This is a genomic window from Mycolicibacterium fluoranthenivorans (assembly GCF_011758805.1).
Classification (GTDB): Bacteria; Actinomycetota; Actinomycetes; order Mycobacteriales; family Mycobacteriaceae; genus Mycobacterium; species Mycobacterium fluoranthenivorans.
This window is the reverse complement of the sequence record NZ_JAANOW010000001.1, coordinates 3201271-3215411: the sequence shown is the minus strand read 5'-3', so window position 1 is coordinate 3215411 and position 14141 is coordinate 3201271. Positions and strand designations below refer to the sequence as shown.

Genomic DNA, 14141 nt, shown 5'->3' with positions numbered 1-14141 from the left:
AATCCCCACGGATTCAAGGGGTTTCGCGGGTGTGCGCAGCTAGACGAAGATGTCCAGGATGAGCACCACGGCGAGGCCGCTGACCGACAGCACCGTCTCCATGATCGACCAGGTCTTGATGGTCTGCCCGACGCTGAGCCGGAAGTACTGATTGACCAGCCAGAACCCCGCGTCGTTGACATGGGAGAAGAACAGCGAGCCGGCGCCGACTGCCAGCACCACCAGCGAGACCTGGCCGGTGCTCATCCCCTCCACCAAGCCGAGGATCAGCGATGAAGCGGTGATGGTGGCGACCGTGGCCGAGCCGGTGGCCAGCCGGATGAGCACCGCGAGCACCCAGGCCAGCACCAGTACCGAGATGTGCACACCTTCGGCCCACCGCGCGAGCATGGTGCCGATACCGCTGTCCACCAGAACCTGTTTGAAGCCACCACCGGCGGCGACGATCAAAATGATGCCGGCGATCGGCGGCAGACCCGATTCGATGCACTTGGTGAGCGTGGCCCGGTCCATGCCCGCCCCCCGGCCCAGGGTGAACATGCCCACGATCACCGCGAGCAGAAGCGCGACGAGCGGGGTGCCCAGCGCATCGAAGATGGCTCGGAACCATTGCTTTTCGTTGTCGATGAAGATATCGGCAAGGGCCTTGCCGAGCATCAGCGCGACCGGCAGCAGCACCGAGAACAGCGTGATCCCGAATGACGGTCGCTTGTCCTGTGTCCTGGTCTCGTCGGCATCGAAGGTGTCGGGGGCATCCACCACCACCCACTTGCCGGCGAGCTTGCCGAACAACGGCCCGGCCAGGATGATCGTCGGGATCGCCACCAGCACCCCGAGACCCAACGTCACACCGAGATCGGCGTTGAGCAGGCCGACCGCCGTCAGCGGTCCGGGATGCGGGGGCACGAACCCGTGCATGGCCGACAGGCCCGCCAGCGCCGGGATACCGATGGTGATCAGGGACTGCTGCGACCGGCGGGACACGAGATAGATGACCGGCATCAGCAGGACGAGACCGATCTCGAAGAACATCGGGAGGCCGATGATGGCGCCGACCAATGCCATCGCCCACGGCAGCATGCGCGGCGAGGCTGCACCGACGATCGTGTCCACGATTTCGTCGGCGCCGCCGGAATCGGCGAGCAGTTTGGCGAACATCGCGCCGAGTGCGATGAGGATGCCCACGCTGGCGGCCGTCGATCCGAACCCGTCGGTGAACGACTTGAGCACCTTGGTCAGGTTCTCCCCCGCGACCAGGCCGACGGTGAGGCCACCGAAGATGAGCGCCAGGAACGGGTGCAGTTTCACCACGGTGATCAGGACGACGATGACGGCGATGCCGGCCAGGAACGACAGAATCAGCTGCGGGGCTGAGGCCACCGGCTCGACGAGTTTGGGCGCGTCGGCCAACAGGGTGACGGCGGCGTTCATCGGTGTTCCCCTCCGGTGAGTGAGATGTAGGTGTCGACGATGGCGTCGATGCTCTGACCGACGTCGATGACGACGCCCGCCTCGTCCTCCTCGAGTGGTTCGAGGGTGTCGAACTGAGATGCCAGCAGCGAGGCCGGCATGAAGTGGCCGGGCCTGCTGGCCTGGCGCGCCCCGATGATCTCGGGTGTCCCGCTCAGGTGCAGGAACTGGATACCGGGGCAGTGTGCACGCAGCTGGTCGCGGTAGCGCCGTTTGAGCGCCGAGCAGCTCATCACGCCACCGTCACCACAACGCTCCCCCAGCCAGTCGCCCAGGGTCGCCAGCCACGGCTTGCGATCCTCGTCGTCGAGCGGGTGGCCGGCCTTCATCTTCTCGATGTTGGCGGGCGGATGGAAGTCATCGGCGTCCGCGAACGGGACGCGCAGCCGCTGTGCCAGCGCGGCGCCGACGGTGGACTTCCCGCTCCCCGAGACGCCCATCACGACGATCGGTGACGGCATCGCTACACCTCCCTGACTGTGGTTGACCTCACACAGGATGACTCAAACGTCATACTATTGCAAGAGGATCACAAATACGTCTGCTTTAAGTCCAATCCAAGCCCGCTATGACACGATGTACGCGTGGGTCCGTCGTCAAACGTCAGCGCACTGCACGACAACGTGCTGACCGCCCTGGGCGCCGCCGTGGTGTCCGGCAGATACCCACCCGGCGAGGTGATCACCCTGGAAGGGGTCAGCGCCGAACACGGGGTGTCACGCAGCGTTGCCCGCGAGGCGATCCGGGTACTCGAGTCGATGGGCCTGGTGTCCTCGCGCCGCCGCGTCGGTATCACCATTCAGCCCGCAGCCAACTGGAATGTGTTCGACCCCAGCGTGATTCGGTGGCGTCTGGAATCCGGGGACCGGGCCGCCCAGCTGATCTCGCTGTCGGAGTTACGTCGCGGATTCGAGCCGGCCGCTGCCGCACTGGCCGCCCGGCGGGCGAATCCACACCATTGCCGGATCATGGCCGCCGCGGTGTCCGACATGGTGATGCACGGCCGCTCCGGTGACCTGGACGCATATCTGCAGGCCGACAAGATCTTTCACCAAACGCTGCTGGATGCCAGCGGTAACGAGATGTTCCGTGCGCTCAATGCGGTGGTCGCCGAGGTACTGACCGGACGCACTCACCACGGGATGATGCCGGAACTGCCCAACCCCGCCGCCATCGAACTGCACGACGAGGTGGCCCGGGCGATACGGCTGCGCGACGAATCGGGTGCCGAACGGGCCATGCGGGCCATCATCGACGAGGCCGCCAGAGCGGTGGCCGAGGACGCCTGATGGTGGGCCGTCACGCTCAGGGCTGGGACGTGTCCTGCCCGCCGGATCCGTCGCGTGCGGCTTCCCGGAGCTGACCGTGCCGGATGAGGTTGGTGGTGGCCTCGTCCCATCGCAGTGTCTGTTCCCGGGTGTATAGGGGTCCGGGGATGTGCCGTTCGATATGTCTGCGGAACACGCTGGCCGCAACGCGCACCAGCACCGGGTTCAGCACGGACCACACCGGATCGAGGTCGGGCCTGGCCAGACCGCGCGCGATGAAGGTCTCGCCCTGCGTTTCGCTGATCTTGACCAGACCGTCGAAGATCGCCGCACCGGTCGCTCCGCCTTCGGTCAGCACACGAGCGACGTAGTCCATCACGTCCGGATGCTCGATGAACAGCTGCGCGGTGCCGCCGCGATAGACGTCAGGGGTGTTCCCCACCTCTGGCGAGGCTGGACTGTCATCGAGAATCTGGCCGCACACCCGCAGCACGTGCTCGTCGATCGCCTCGATCAAAGCCGCTTTGCTGCCGAAGTAGTGCTGGATGAGACCCACGCTCACCTCGGCCGCGTCGGCGATGGTCCGCAGGGACGTGCCCGACACGCCGCGCTCGGCAAAGCAGACCATCGCGATATCGCGTATCCGCTGCGGGTTCGTCGCTTCGGCCGGTGCGGAAGAACCGCCTCCCGCCGCGTCGCTCATGGACGAAACCATACCGGGGCGGTGCTCGCACGCGGCCGACCCCATGATGCTTGACTGTCTCGGTGAGACAGCCCAGGGTTGCCCGTCGCCTGTTCGACCGGCTGGAGCCGGTACACGCCGTCACCTACTTCGCCCCGGAATCCCGCGCCGCACTCGGCGAACTCGGCTACCGCGGATTCTGGTCGGGCTATTTCGCGGCCCGGTCGGCGCCGCTGGGGCCGGTGCCACCCGAGGTGGTCGCGGCGCTGTTCTACAACTTCTCCCTGCGTCAGGTGCACAAGGCGCTGCCCGCGGCGTGGGAGATCGCCACCCCGGCCGCTGTACTGGCCGCCCGCCAGGATGCGGCGGTGGCCACGTTGCGGCGCTACGGGATGACCGACGATGAGACGGTGCGGACCGCAGCCGATCTGGCCGAGATCGCCGCCCGCTCGGCCCCGATGCACGGGCGAGCGCTGTTCGCCGCCAATGCGGCGCTACCGTGGCCCGAGGAGCCGGTGGCCAAGCTGTGGCACGCCACCACCTTGCTGCGGGAGCAGCGCGGCGACGGCCATGTCGCCGTGCTCGCCGCGCACGGTATCGGCGGGCGCGAATCCAACGTGCTGCACGCCGTGGCCGGCCGGGTGCCACGCGAGATGATCGCCCCCAGCCGTGACTACGACGAGGACGATTGGCAGGAACAGTTGGACGGGCTGGCCGCGCGCGGACTGGTCGACGCCGGCGGGTCGTTGACCTCGGCCGGTGCCGACCTCAAGGCGCAGATCGAGGACAGCACCGACCGGCTGGCGCTGCGCGCCTTCGACGCCCTCGACGACCGGCAGTTGGGCACCCTGTTCGCGGCGCTGACACCCCTGACCCGCCTGGTGGTGGCCGGCGGTGATGTCCCCGCCGCCACGCCGATGGGCCTGAACCGAGACGAGCTCGACGACGACGCCCTGTAGTCGGCCTAGCGCGGGGCGTACATGATGAGCCCGACCCCGGCCAGACAGACCAGCGCCCCGGCGACATCCCACCGGTCCGGCCGGAAGCCGTCGGCCACCATGCCCCACAGCAGCGAGCCGGCCACGAACACTCCGCCGTAGGCGGCCAGTACCCGGCCGAAATGCGCATCGGGCTGGAACGCCGCAACGAATCCGTAAGCGCCCAAGGCGATCACACCGGCACCCACCAGCCACGCTGCGCGGTGCTCGCGCACGCCCTGCCACACCAGCCACGCTCCGCCGATCTCGAGTACCGCCGCAAGCACGAACAAGGCCACCGATTTCAGCGCGAGCATGAGACCAGCTTGCCCTCCTCAGAGGTTGCGGTTCCACTCCACCCAGCCGACGCCGTGGCGGCCGTCACGGGCGGTGACAGTCACCCAGGCCCGCGGGAATTGGCTGATCCGCCCGTCGGGCGAGGTGAGCAGAACGGGCGCATGGCCCTGCACATCGACACTGACCTCGATATCGCCGGGACTCAGGCTGATGGTCGTCGATACCGGTAATCCGTTGTCGCCGAACGTCTTCTCCGTGGTCACCGACTGCAATTCGACGAGTTGGCCGCCCTTCTGGACGTAACCGATACCGACGGGAGGGAGACCGGGAATCCTGATGTCGACGCCGTGCAGATGAGTGCCGTCATCCAGGTGAAGGGCGCTCCACACCCAGTCCATGCTCCACCAGTCCCGCACACCCCACGAGTGGTCACGCTGGCCGGGGACGGCCGCGAGCGCGTACGTCGTGCCGGCCACTGTGGTGGTGCCGGTGACCGTGCACGGAATCTCGTAACGCGGCGTGATCCGGTATTGGTACGGCGTTCCCGCGGTGGCGAATTCCAGATCCAGCGCCACATCCACGGTCCGGCCCGTCGCACCGCGCAGCAGTCCGGCGGGATCGTCGTAGGCCTGGCCGTGTCCCCGTACGGTGACGCGGTAGGAGCGCAGCGGGTCGGTCGCCGCCAGCGACAGCTCGAGGTCATCGGTGCGGATGTGCGCGGAATCGGCGGGCAGGGCGACCTCGAAGTCGTTGATCGCCACCGTCGGCAAGCCCGGTCCGCACACCAGAGCGTTGACCCATGCCTTCTGCTGGTTGGGGTACAGACCCAGCCGCACCCAGCCGCCGATGCCCTGGGCGGCGTCGGCGAAATCGAAGTACCAGCTCTCATTCCACAACGGCTCATCGCCCGCCGGGTGCGGGGCCTCATCCGCTACCTCCGGGGCGAGGGGTGCCGGCACCGCAGCGTCCGGCAGCACCGCGAGGGCATCGGTGTCCAGCACGTGTTCGCAGTGCCGTTGCAGCATCGTCATGAACATCAGGTCACCGCGTTCGGTCCGCTCGACGAGCATCGAGGACACGATGGCCATCATCACCCCGAAAAAGCTCTGCCTGCGCACCCCGTCGCGCACGGCGTCCAGGGACAGCCCGTCCCCCACGGCGCCCTGATAGGCCGCCAGCAGCTCGTCGTAGTGAGACCGGCGTACCTCGGGCTCGAGGGCGCAGCCGAGGAAGTAGGCGACGTCGGTCAGGGCCGGACCCCAGGTCACGGTCTGCCAGTCCACCACCGTCAGCGGCCGGTCGGCGTCGGCCGTCCCGAACAGCATGTTGTCCAGGCGGTAGTCGCCGTGCACCAATCCCTTTGCGGCCCCGGCTTCCTGAGCCAGGTAGGCGTCGAATGCCCCGACCAGGCGCTCGCACACCTCGCGGTGTCGTGGCTCGATCCGATCGGCGTAGCGTTCGGAGAACGCGGCGTACAGGGCGGCGATCAGCGCCTGGTTGATCGGCGCGTCCCGGTTCAGCCAGGCCGCACCGGCCAGATCGGGGTTGCCGAGCAGCGGGCCGTGCACCAGTCCCAGCTGATGCAACGCCAGCGCCGCCTGCTGCGGTGTGGCGCCGCGGATCTCGTCCCCGACGATCGCGGGCGTGGCATCTGCGAGCAGGAGGTCGAAGGCGCCGGTCTCCGGGTCGTAGGCATGATGCAGGCACGGGGCGAACGGGCTCGCCGTTCCCCCGTCGCCCAGGGCCGGTGCGATCTCGGCGTAGAACCGCACCTCGCGTTCGTAGAGCCCCATGGCGAGGCCGGTCGTCCGGCTGTTCGGATCGGCGGCGGCCACCTTGAGGACGACGCTGGCGGGGCCGCTGTCGCCGTCTGCGTAGCGCAGCGTGACCCGGTAGCACTCACTCATCTGACCTGTGCCGATGCGCTCGACATCGTGCCCCTCGACCCGACCGGCGCCGAGCGTCGCGGTGAGCCAGTCGTCGGTCAGGTCGGTGGGGCGCTCGATGAGTTCACGGTGCACGCCAGTGAACTTAGCAGTGGCGCCGATCACATGTGACAGGTGTCAAGTTTTTCCTCCCGGGGGACGTCCAGGGCCGGATTACGGTCGAAGAAGCCGAACGGTTTCAACCAGAACGACACCACGTCGACGGGCATGACCGGCCAGTCCTCGGGCCGGGTGATGTGGTGCAGACCGAAGACGTACCAGAGCACCACATCGGTGTCCAGGATGGGGCGGTCTGCCTTGGTCCACTCCCCCAGACCGGTGTCGGAGACCGACTGGTTGACGAATTCGCCTGCCGGCCAGCGCTCATCGGCTCGGTTCGGGGTGACCCAGAGGGTGTGCCCGATGACGTTGGCACGTTGCAGGACCGGGGCGGCGGGATCGAACATCGCCGGCAGCGCCCCGGTGGGTACCAGCTTGTACGACGGATGGGTGCCCAGGCCGTTGACGACGTTGGTGTTGATCACCTTCCAGGTGCGCTGGGTGGCGAAGTTGAGGTCCTGTTTGCCCTCGCTCTCGGTGCGCAGCGGGACGTTTCGGGTCACCACCGACAGACCGTGCGGGTTCTCCTCCGAGATCGGTTCGGCAAAGGATTCCGACATGTAGACGGTGTTGTCCGGGCCGTCGATATCGAGGTCCAGGCGAGCCACCAGGAAGTGCTGATGAAACGGTGCGTAGGTGCGCTCGTCGACCAGGGTGCCGTTGGGATTCGGAGCGCCCGGCGGTAGCGGTGTGGTGACCATGATGCCCGTGGCCCGGACCTCGCACTCGATGTTGCCGTCCTGATACAGCCGCCAGTAGACCAGGTACTCGTAGTTGGCGACGGTGACATGGAAGCTCAACGTGAGTCTGCGCATCCGGCGCACCTCGGCGCCGGCGTCGTGATCCACATGCTTCCACAGCACCGCATTGTCTTCCTCGTGGATGCAGATGGCGTTGGCGATGGTGTAGGGCTCGCCTTTGCTGTTGTGCAGCACCGCACCCAGGTAACGGATCTCCCCCAGGCAGTCGCATCCCAGGGTCAGCGAGGTCGTCATGAAACCCAGGCCCCACTCGCCGATGTCGAAGGCGGTCCGACGGTAGTGGTCCACCGAGGCGTCCCGATACGGCACCACCATCTCGGCAAACGACATCCGGTGCGCGACGGAACGGATCCGGTCGCCGTCTCGATAGGTCAGCGCGTGCAGCGTCATCCCTTCCCGGTAGTTGAAACCGACTCGCAGTGACCAGTTCTGCCACGTCAACAGGTGACCTTCCAGGGTGAACGACGGCCCTTCGGGCTGGATGATATGAAGCGGTGTGAGCGGATCACGCTGGGACACAGCCGATATCCGATCCGGGATGTGGCGGGGAACGTACTCGCCCATCACCACCGGGGGTTCGGCTCCCTCGGCGAACGGACCCGAGTCCTCCACGCGGAGTACCTCCATGGTGTTCAGGTCGACCACACAGTGCAGACCGCTGACGAGGTGGGCGTACGGGTTCGCCCCTGGTGCGTCCCGACGCCACGTGTCCGACCAGCCCAGACGCCGGTCCCGGAACTCGGGCGGTGCGACGGCATCCCCGTAGGTCCAGGTATCCATGAACACGCTGTCCAGGTCGGTGATGCCGCGGCGCGCCAGCGCCGCGATCACCTCGGGGTGCGCGCGCAGCACCTGGTCGCATTCGACGAACTCGTCGACGGTGAAGTTGGCCTGCACGCCGGGAACATGGTCGAAGGACTCCACCGTCTGAGCCTGCAGCGATACCAGCGCCTTGTAGGTCGCGTTGTGCGCACGATCCAGGCAGACCGCCAGCGCCCGGCGGGGCGGGGCCGCGCCCCCGCCGGCGAAGGCGCGCAACTCGTCCTTGGTCGGCTCGGCGAGTTCGATGGAGGCGAAGCGCCATCCGGGGGCGAGCACTCCGTGCCGGGCACCGAGGATCGCGGCGACAGCGGTGAATTCGTCGGCATCGAGAGGATCAAGAGGGTGCGCCATCGCTCTACGCAAGCACACCGTGCGGTGGTGCGCAGGCCATTGGGAACGCGCGCGGGAAAGTGAGCCGTCAACCCACGGCCAGCGTGAAGCCTTCCCAGGCTCGGCGACGCGCGGCCGCCGGGTCGTACTCCAGGTGGGTGTTGCGGTCGAATACCAGCACCGCACGCATGTCCTGGTCATAGCGTGGCCAACCCTCGCCGGGGTTACCGGTCCTGCCGAAGGTGCCCCAACGCGTCTGTACCTCCCGGCTGACCCGGCGAGCCGAGGAACCGTCGGCGGCCGCCGTGAGCAATCCGCCGAGGCGGGTGCGGTAGACACCGAATACCGCCAGCAGTTCGGTCGCGTGGGTGGCGCCCATCCCCGACCAGTGCAGGATCCGTGGCGCATAGTCGTAGCGGTAGACGTAGGTGGGCCGGTGGCGGCTGTGCGCCTCCGCCATATCCCAACTGGCGGTGCCGAACGCGAAGTCACCACCCAGCCGGATACACGCGGCTCGGGCGGGATAGTCCGGATAGGCGGCGATGACGCGATCGCGGGTTTCGGTCCCGGTGGTCGAGAGCAGCATCTCGATGCTCTGCTCGGTGGTCGGCAGCAGCTGCATGAAACGGGTGAACAGCCTGCCTTCCTCGGCATTACTGCCGACGATCAGCGGGATCCGGTGGGCGCGGCCGCTGCGCATCGCGACGACCGGGTCCTCCGGCAACAGCTCGGTACCGGAGGTGGGACCGACCGGGAACGCGCCGGGCATCTCCTTGCCCGCGCGGGCGATCAGGGTGTCCAGCGCGGCCAGCAGATCAGCCGGTCGCGCGGACATCGCCGCGCGCGCCCCATCCTTGCCGGACGCGCCGAGTAGACCGGCGAACTGCGCGGCGAACATGGCGGCCTGATCCGGGTTGCGCACCATACCGCTGGCAGCACTCTGCGAAATCGCTTGTGCGAAAAGACCTTCTGCCTCGGGTACCGCCATCAGGGTGGCGACGGCATGCGCGCCGGCGCTCTCCCCGAAGATCGTCACGTTGTCCGGGTCACCGCCGAACACCGCGATGTTCTCCCGCACCCAGCGCAGTGCCATGATCAGGTCGCGCAGGTAGAGGTTGTCGTCGATCTCGTGCTCGGGTGTGGACAACGCGGACAGATCGAAACAACCCAGCGCGCCCAGGCGGTAGTTGGCCGAGACGTATACACAGCCACCTCTGGCCAGGGCGACGCCGTCGTAGATCGGTGTCGCCGAGCTGCCCATCAGATAGCCGCCGCCGTGGATGAAGAACATCACCGGAAGGGGCCCGTCATCCGGCGGGTCCTGCGGAGCCACCACATTGAGCGTCAGACAGTCCTCGCTCATCGGCTGATATTTGCCGACACCGAGCAGTGTGTACATCCGCTGCTGTGGGGCGCAGTTGGTGAATCCGTGGCAGTAACGCACCCCCGGCCAGGGCGTCGCGGGGCGGGGCGCACGGTATCGAAGGGCACCGACCGGCGGTTTCGCATACGGGATCGAGCGCCAGCGGTGTACCCCGTCGCGGGTGAAACCCTCGATCGTCCCGGTGCTGATCTTCACGCGGACGGTGTGTTCGTGCATGGCCTGACGGTAGCGAACCGCTACCCTTGCCGCATGCGGATGGCAGTGGTGCTCATGGCGTCCGCGCTGGTGGCAGGGTGTTCGCAGGATATGAAGGGCGCCGCCGTGCCTGCGCCGCCACCCCTGACCGCGATCACGCCGGGCACATCCCGGCCCGCACCCAGCCCCACCGCGCCGACCTCCGCGTCACCGCGACCGCCGGCGCCCGGTGCACCGATCGCCGAGGTGATGCGGTGGGTGAACGCCGGCAAGGCGGTACCCGCGGAGAAGTTCGGTTCGGTCAGCCGCGACGGCACCACCACCGACATACAGGGGGCCGCATTCAGCACCGACACCGTCAGCTGCATCAGCAGCGCGCGGTACAACGACGGTGCGCTGGCCTGTCTGGTCAAACTCACCAATCCGCCGCCCAAGCCGCCCGACGCTTTCATCATGTGGAAGGGCAACTGGGTGGACTTCGACGGGACGAGCGTCAACATCGGCTCGCTGCACGGCGACCCCGGGCCGTTCGTGGATGGCAATGGCCGTGGCCTGTCATCCGGCGAGACCCTGGCGTTCGGTGACTTCGCCTGCCGGGCAGACGGTGACGCGGTGATCTGCGTCAACCATGCCCATCAGACGGCGACCCGGATGCGGCCCGCCGGGGTGGACGGGTTCGGCTGCCTCGCCCCGGTCCAGGCACCACCCGATATCGGGATCAGGCTGTCCTGCTGAGGCCGCCGAGATCGACGAAATGCCAGGGCCCCCTCGCACAAAGCCGCCCAAATGTGCATTTGGGCGGCTTTGTGCCGGGTGATTTGTGCCGGGTATCAGCCGAACCGGGTGGTACCGGTGACCAGGTGCCCGGTGACCTCGCTCCCGTTGATCCTGGAGGTGAGGGTGTTGCCCGACAGTTTGACGGTCTGGTCGGCCTGCTGCAATTTGCGCTTGTTGCGGACCTGGGCCTGGAACTGTGCAGCGTTGAGCTGCTGCAGCTCGGCCTGCTCGAAGTCGCGGCCACTGATGCCGCCGTTGAACTGCACGCCGGTCACCGAGCCGTCGGGCCGAATGATCCAGGAGGCCCGTGCACCGTCGAGTGCGGCGGTGTACATGCCTGCCGGGGCCGAGACCGGAGCGGCGGTGAAGTCGTAGGTGACGCCGTTCATGGTGAGCGCCCCGGTGACATCGGAGCCGGTGAAACTGGCGGCCAGGGTGTCGCGGAACTTCGAGGTGATGTCGATGCTGCCGGCGGATTGATTGCCGAAGAACCAGGCTTCGTCGTCGGTGCCGTTGCAGGCGTAGGCGGTGACGGAGTCACCGTCGACCGAGATACCGATCGCCATCTTCTTGCCGTCCTTCTCGGCGTCGGCCATATAGCGCGCCGACTGGGGGAAGGGAGTGGCGGTGCTGGTGGACGGGGCGGCAGTGGCCGATGGGGACCCCGCCTGGGTGGAGGTGCCACCGGAGCAGGCCACGGTGCCCAGGGCGAGCATCGCGGCGGCGCCGGCGAGGAGGGTGCGGGTGAACTTTCTCATGCCCACCAGCATGGTCGGCGCCGGCCGGGAGTACATGGAGATTGTGTGGAGATTGCATGGAGAACCCACGCCGTCTCAGCAACCCAGGAAGTCCGTCAGTTCAGACAGGAAGACCTGCCACGCGGGTTCGGCTTCGGTGAGTAGGTGATTGTTGCTCTGCAACGCCACCAGCCGGGAGCTCGGGATCAGGGCGGCCAACTCCTCGCCGTAACGCATGGGAACACGGTGGTCGTCGGCGGAGTGCATGATCAGCGTGGGGCACGCCACGTCGCGGGCCAGGTCGCGAACGTCGATGCGGCCGAACTCGTCGAGGAAGCGCACCGCGTTCTCCGGTGAGGTGGTGCGACGCTGCAGATGGTCGAAGGCCTCCCAGTCGGCGCGGGCGCCGTCGGGCAGGAATTGGGCTGCGAAGACCTGTCGGAAGGCCGGGTCGTCGCGACCCCAGCCCACTCGGGCCAGATCCAAATCCAGTGCGGCGGCGCGTCTTTCATCATCGCTCATCGCGCGGACGGCGCGGCCGCGAGCGTACGCCCCGCACAGGATCAGGTGGGTGACCTGGTCCGGATGCCGGGCGGCGTAGGCCACCGCCACCGCACCGCCCTGCGACACGCCCAGCAGCGGAAAACGTTCCAGCCCAAGCGCTTCCACCACAGTCTCCAGGTCGGCGACCCAGTCATCGAAGGTGAAGTCGACAGCCTCCCAGTCCGATAGTCCACAACCACGCTCGTCGTAGCGGATGAAGGTGTGCCGGGCCGCGAGGTCGCGAACCCAGTGCCGCCACACCGGGCTTTCGATGTCGTAGCCCAGGTGGGTCATCCAGTTGGCGGCCCGCACCAGCGGCGGGCCCTCCCCGGCCACGGCGTACGCCAGCCGCACGCCGTCGGCGGCGCGGCAGAACGCGATGTGTTGGCGCGGAGGCGGTGTGCTGACCGGGGCTGCGAGTGTCTCGGGGACGGTGAGGGTGCCGACGAACTGGTAGCCGCGGCCGCGGACGGTACGGATATAGCGCTGGGATTCGCCGTCGTCGCCGAGTGCCCGGCGAGCCGCTTTGATCCGGCTGGTCAGCGCCGCTTCTCCGACGAACCGGCCGCCCCAGACCGTGTCGAACAGTTCTTCTTTGGTGAGGAACCTGTCGTGGTTGCTCACCAGCTGGGTCATCACATCGAAGACCTGCGGCTCGACCCGCACCACCTCGCCGTCACGGCGCAACTCGTAACGCTGGGTGTCCAGCACGAACTCATCGAATCGCCACACGCCGGCAGGGCCATCAGGTGCGGGGGCGGACACCGCGCCATCGTAGCTGTGAGACTGCTGCGAGGGTGTCCCCGCGGAGCCGGGGTCTCAGCGCCAGCCGTCGGCGGCCTTGGCGGCCTGGATCAGTACCTCGCACAGGTCCCGGAGTTCGGACCCGTCTGCGCCCTCTTGCAAGGCGGTGGCGATGTCCTCGGCCGCGCACCGCACCTGGTAGACCCGGTCAGACAGGTCGGCGGCCTCGTCGGCGGTCAGCACCACGGCGTCTGGTGCGAACGAGGTGCCCTTGACCTGTGCCCGCTGCTCGTAGGCACGCTGCCGGCAGGACTGGCGGCAGTACTGGCGGCGGCGCCCCATCCCGGCGTCGGCGACCTCACGGCCGCACCACCGGCACGGCTGCGCACGGGTGCGGCGACGCGGCTGGCTGGATGCCGGAGAAGGCGCTGCTGCGGTCACGAATCCCGACTGTAGACCCGTGGGCCGGTGGATCCGGGAATTGGCACGGCGGGCAGGAGCGAAGCGACCCGGGAATTGGCACGGCGGGCAGGAGCGAAGCGACCCGGGAATTGGCACGGCGGGCAGGAGCGAAGCGACCCGGGGAACAAGCACGGCGGGCTGGTAACACAGACACGAGACAGGCAACTTTGAGCGTCGGCACGCTATCCTCTTTGGCTGAGTCAGGAACTTCGCGGGCACCGTCTGCGTTGAAACTGCGGACGAAATACAGCCGGCAAGAGGAGTGTTGACGATGGCCGATCGCGTTCTGAGAGGCAGCCGCCTCGGAGCTGTGAGCTACGAGACCGACCGCAACCATGATCTGGCGCCGCGTCAGGTGGCGCGCTACCGCACCGACAACGGCGAGGAATTCGATGTGCCGTTCGCCGACGACGCGGAGATTCCTGGCACCTGGACGTGCCGTAACGGGCTGGAAGGCACCCTCATCGAAGGTGACGTTCCGGAGCCCAAGAAGGTGAAGCCGCCCCGCACGCATTGGGACATGCTGTTGGAGCGTCGCTCCGTCGAAGAGCTCGACGAACTTCTCAAGGAGCGTCTGGAGATCATCAAGACCCGCCGCCGCGGGTCCTGACCTGCGGTGTGGCGTGCACATCCGGTACGGATGGGCA

At 67.5% G+C, this 14141-nt stretch carries 14 protein-coding genes; 4 read left to right on the top strand and 10 right to left on the bottom strand.

The genetic code is table 11. The features are described from left to right. Positions 1–39: 39 nt before the first annotated feature. Positions 40–1431, bottom strand: coding sequence for a GntP family permease (locus FHU31_RS15540; RefSeq protein ID WP_167159666.1), 1392 nt, complete (start codon positions 1429–1431; stop codon positions 40–42). Next, complete coding sequence (locus tag FHU31_RS15535) at positions 1428–1931, bottom strand: gluconokinase (protein ID WP_090357634.1); 504 nt, start codon at positions 1929–1931, stop codon at positions 1428–1430. The genes FHU31_RS15540 and FHU31_RS15535 overlap by 4 nt, the downstream gene beginning before the upstream one ends. Positions 1932–2054: 123 nt before the next feature. Between FHU31_RS15535 and FHU31_RS15530 the strand changes: the two genes are divergently transcribed. Next, complete coding sequence (locus FHU31_RS15530) at positions 2055–2759, top strand: FadR/GntR family transcriptional regulator (RefSeq protein WP_167159664.1); 705 nt, start codon at positions 2055–2057, stop codon at positions 2757–2759. A gap of 16 nt (positions 2760–2775) precedes the next feature. On the opposite strand, the gene FHU31_RS15525 is transcribed toward FHU31_RS15530, so the two are convergent. After that, entirely contained in the window at positions 2776–3441 is a 666-nt protein-coding gene (locus tag FHU31_RS15525; protein ID WP_167159662.1) for a TetR/AcrR family transcriptional regulator, read from the bottom strand. A gap of 62 nt (positions 3442–3503) precedes the next feature. Here FHU31_RS15525 and FHU31_RS15520 point away from each other — a divergent pair, with 62 nt between their 5' ends. After that, positions 3504–4379 carry an SCO6745 family protein gene (locus FHU31_RS15520; RefSeq protein ID WP_167159660.1) on the top strand — a complete coding sequence of 292 codons (876 nt, stop codon included), beginning with the start codon at positions 3504–3506 and terminating at the stop codon, positions 4377–4379. Positions 4380–4384: 5 nt separating this feature from the next. Here FHU31_RS15520 and FHU31_RS15515 read toward each other — a convergent pair whose 3' ends face one another. From FHU31_RS15515 to FHU31_RS15500, 4 genes are all read right to left on the bottom strand, one after another. After that, positions 4385–4714, bottom strand: a complete 330-nt coding sequence (locus FHU31_RS15515; RefSeq protein ID WP_167159658.1) for a YnfA family protein — start codon at positions 4712–4714, stop codon at positions 4385–4387. Between the two features lie 18 nt (positions 4715–4732). Further along, positions 4733–6715, bottom strand: coding sequence for a DUF7064 domain-containing protein (locus FHU31_RS15510; RefSeq protein WP_167159656.1), 1983 nt, complete (start codon positions 6713–6715; stop codon positions 4733–4735). 26 nt (positions 6716–6741) lie between these two features. After that, positions 6742–8673, bottom strand: coding sequence for a primary-amine oxidase (locus tag FHU31_RS15505; RefSeq protein ID WP_167159654.1), 1932 nt, complete (start codon positions 8671–8673; stop codon positions 6742–6744). Positions 8674–8740: 67 nt separating this feature from the next. Beyond that, the gene (locus FHU31_RS15500; protein WP_167159651.1) at positions 8741–10252 is read right to left on the bottom strand and encodes a carboxylesterase/lipase family protein; all 1512 of its coding nucleotides are present in this window, start codon (positions 10250–10252) and stop codon (positions 8741–8743) included. Positions 10253–10285: 33 nt separating this feature from the next. On the opposite strand from FHU31_RS15500, the gene FHU31_RS15495 reads away from it, so the two are divergent. Further along, positions 10286–10966, top strand: coding sequence for a hypothetical protein (locus FHU31_RS15495; protein ID WP_208410244.1), 681 nt, complete (start codon positions 10286–10288; stop codon positions 10964–10966). A gap of 95 nt (positions 10967–11061) precedes the next feature. Here FHU31_RS15495 and FHU31_RS15490 read toward each other — a convergent pair whose 3' ends face one another. The 3 genes from FHU31_RS15490 to FHU31_RS15480 all read right to left on the bottom strand — a co-directional run bounded on the left by FHU31_RS15490 (position 11062) and on the right by FHU31_RS15480 (position 13473). Then, a complete protein-coding gene (locus tag FHU31_RS15490) occupies positions 11062–11766 on the bottom strand; it encodes a hypothetical protein (RefSeq protein ID WP_208410243.1) in 705 nt (234 codons plus the stop codon). Positions 11767–11841: 75 nt separating this feature from the next. Continuing rightward, positions 11842–13053: an alpha/beta hydrolase gene (locus FHU31_RS15485; protein ID WP_167159649.1), complete on the bottom strand. Its 1212-nt coding sequence runs from the start codon at positions 13051–13053 to the stop codon at positions 11842–11844. 54 nt (positions 13054–13107) lie between these two features. After that, a complete protein-coding gene (locus tag FHU31_RS15480; protein WP_090357649.1) occupies positions 13108–13473 on the bottom strand; it encodes a transcriptional regulator in 366 nt (121 codons plus the stop codon). A 292-nt stretch (positions 13474–13765) separates the two neighbouring features. Here FHU31_RS15480 and FHU31_RS15475 point away from each other — a divergent pair, with 292 nt between their 5' ends. Next, entirely contained in the window at positions 13766–14104 is a 339-nt protein-coding gene (locus FHU31_RS15475) for an RNA polymerase-binding protein RbpA (protein WP_167159647.1), read from the top strand. Positions 14105–14141 lie beyond the last annotated feature (37 nt).

Coding starts and splice junctions, on each gene's coding strand:
- FHU31_RS15525 (WP_167159662.1), bottom strand. CDS start 3,441: ATGAGCGACGCGGCGGGAGGCGGTTCTTCCGCACCGGCCGAAGCGACG.
- FHU31_RS15490 (WP_208410243.1), bottom strand. CDS start 11,766: ATGAGAAAGTTCACCCGCACCCTCCTCGCCGGCGCCGCCGCGATGCTC.
- FHU31_RS15535 (WP_090357634.1), bottom strand. CDS start 1,931: ATGCCGTCACCGATCGTCGTGATGGGCGTCTCGGGGAGCGGGAAGTCC.
- FHU31_RS15475 (WP_167159647.1), top strand. CDS start 13,766: ATGGCCGATCGCGTTCTGAGAGGCAGCCGCCTCGGAGCTGTGAGCTAC.
- FHU31_RS15540 (WP_167159666.1), bottom strand. CDS start 1,431: ATGAACGCCGCCGTCACCCTGTTGGCCGACGCGCCCAAACTCGTCGAG.
- FHU31_RS15515 (WP_167159658.1), bottom strand. CDS start 4,714: ATGCTCGCGCTGAAATCGGTGGCCTTGTTCGTGCTTGCGGCGGTACTC.
- FHU31_RS15495 (WP_208410244.1), top strand. CDS start 10,286: ATGCGGATGGCAGTGGTGCTCATGGCGTCCGCGCTGGTGGCAGGGTGT.
- FHU31_RS15500 (WP_167159651.1), bottom strand. CDS start 10,252: ATGCACGAACACACCGTCCGCGTGAAGATCAGCACCGGGACGATCGAG.
- FHU31_RS15505 (WP_167159654.1), bottom strand. CDS start 8,673: ATGGCGCACCCTCTTGATCCTCTCGATGCCGACGAATTCACCGCTGTC.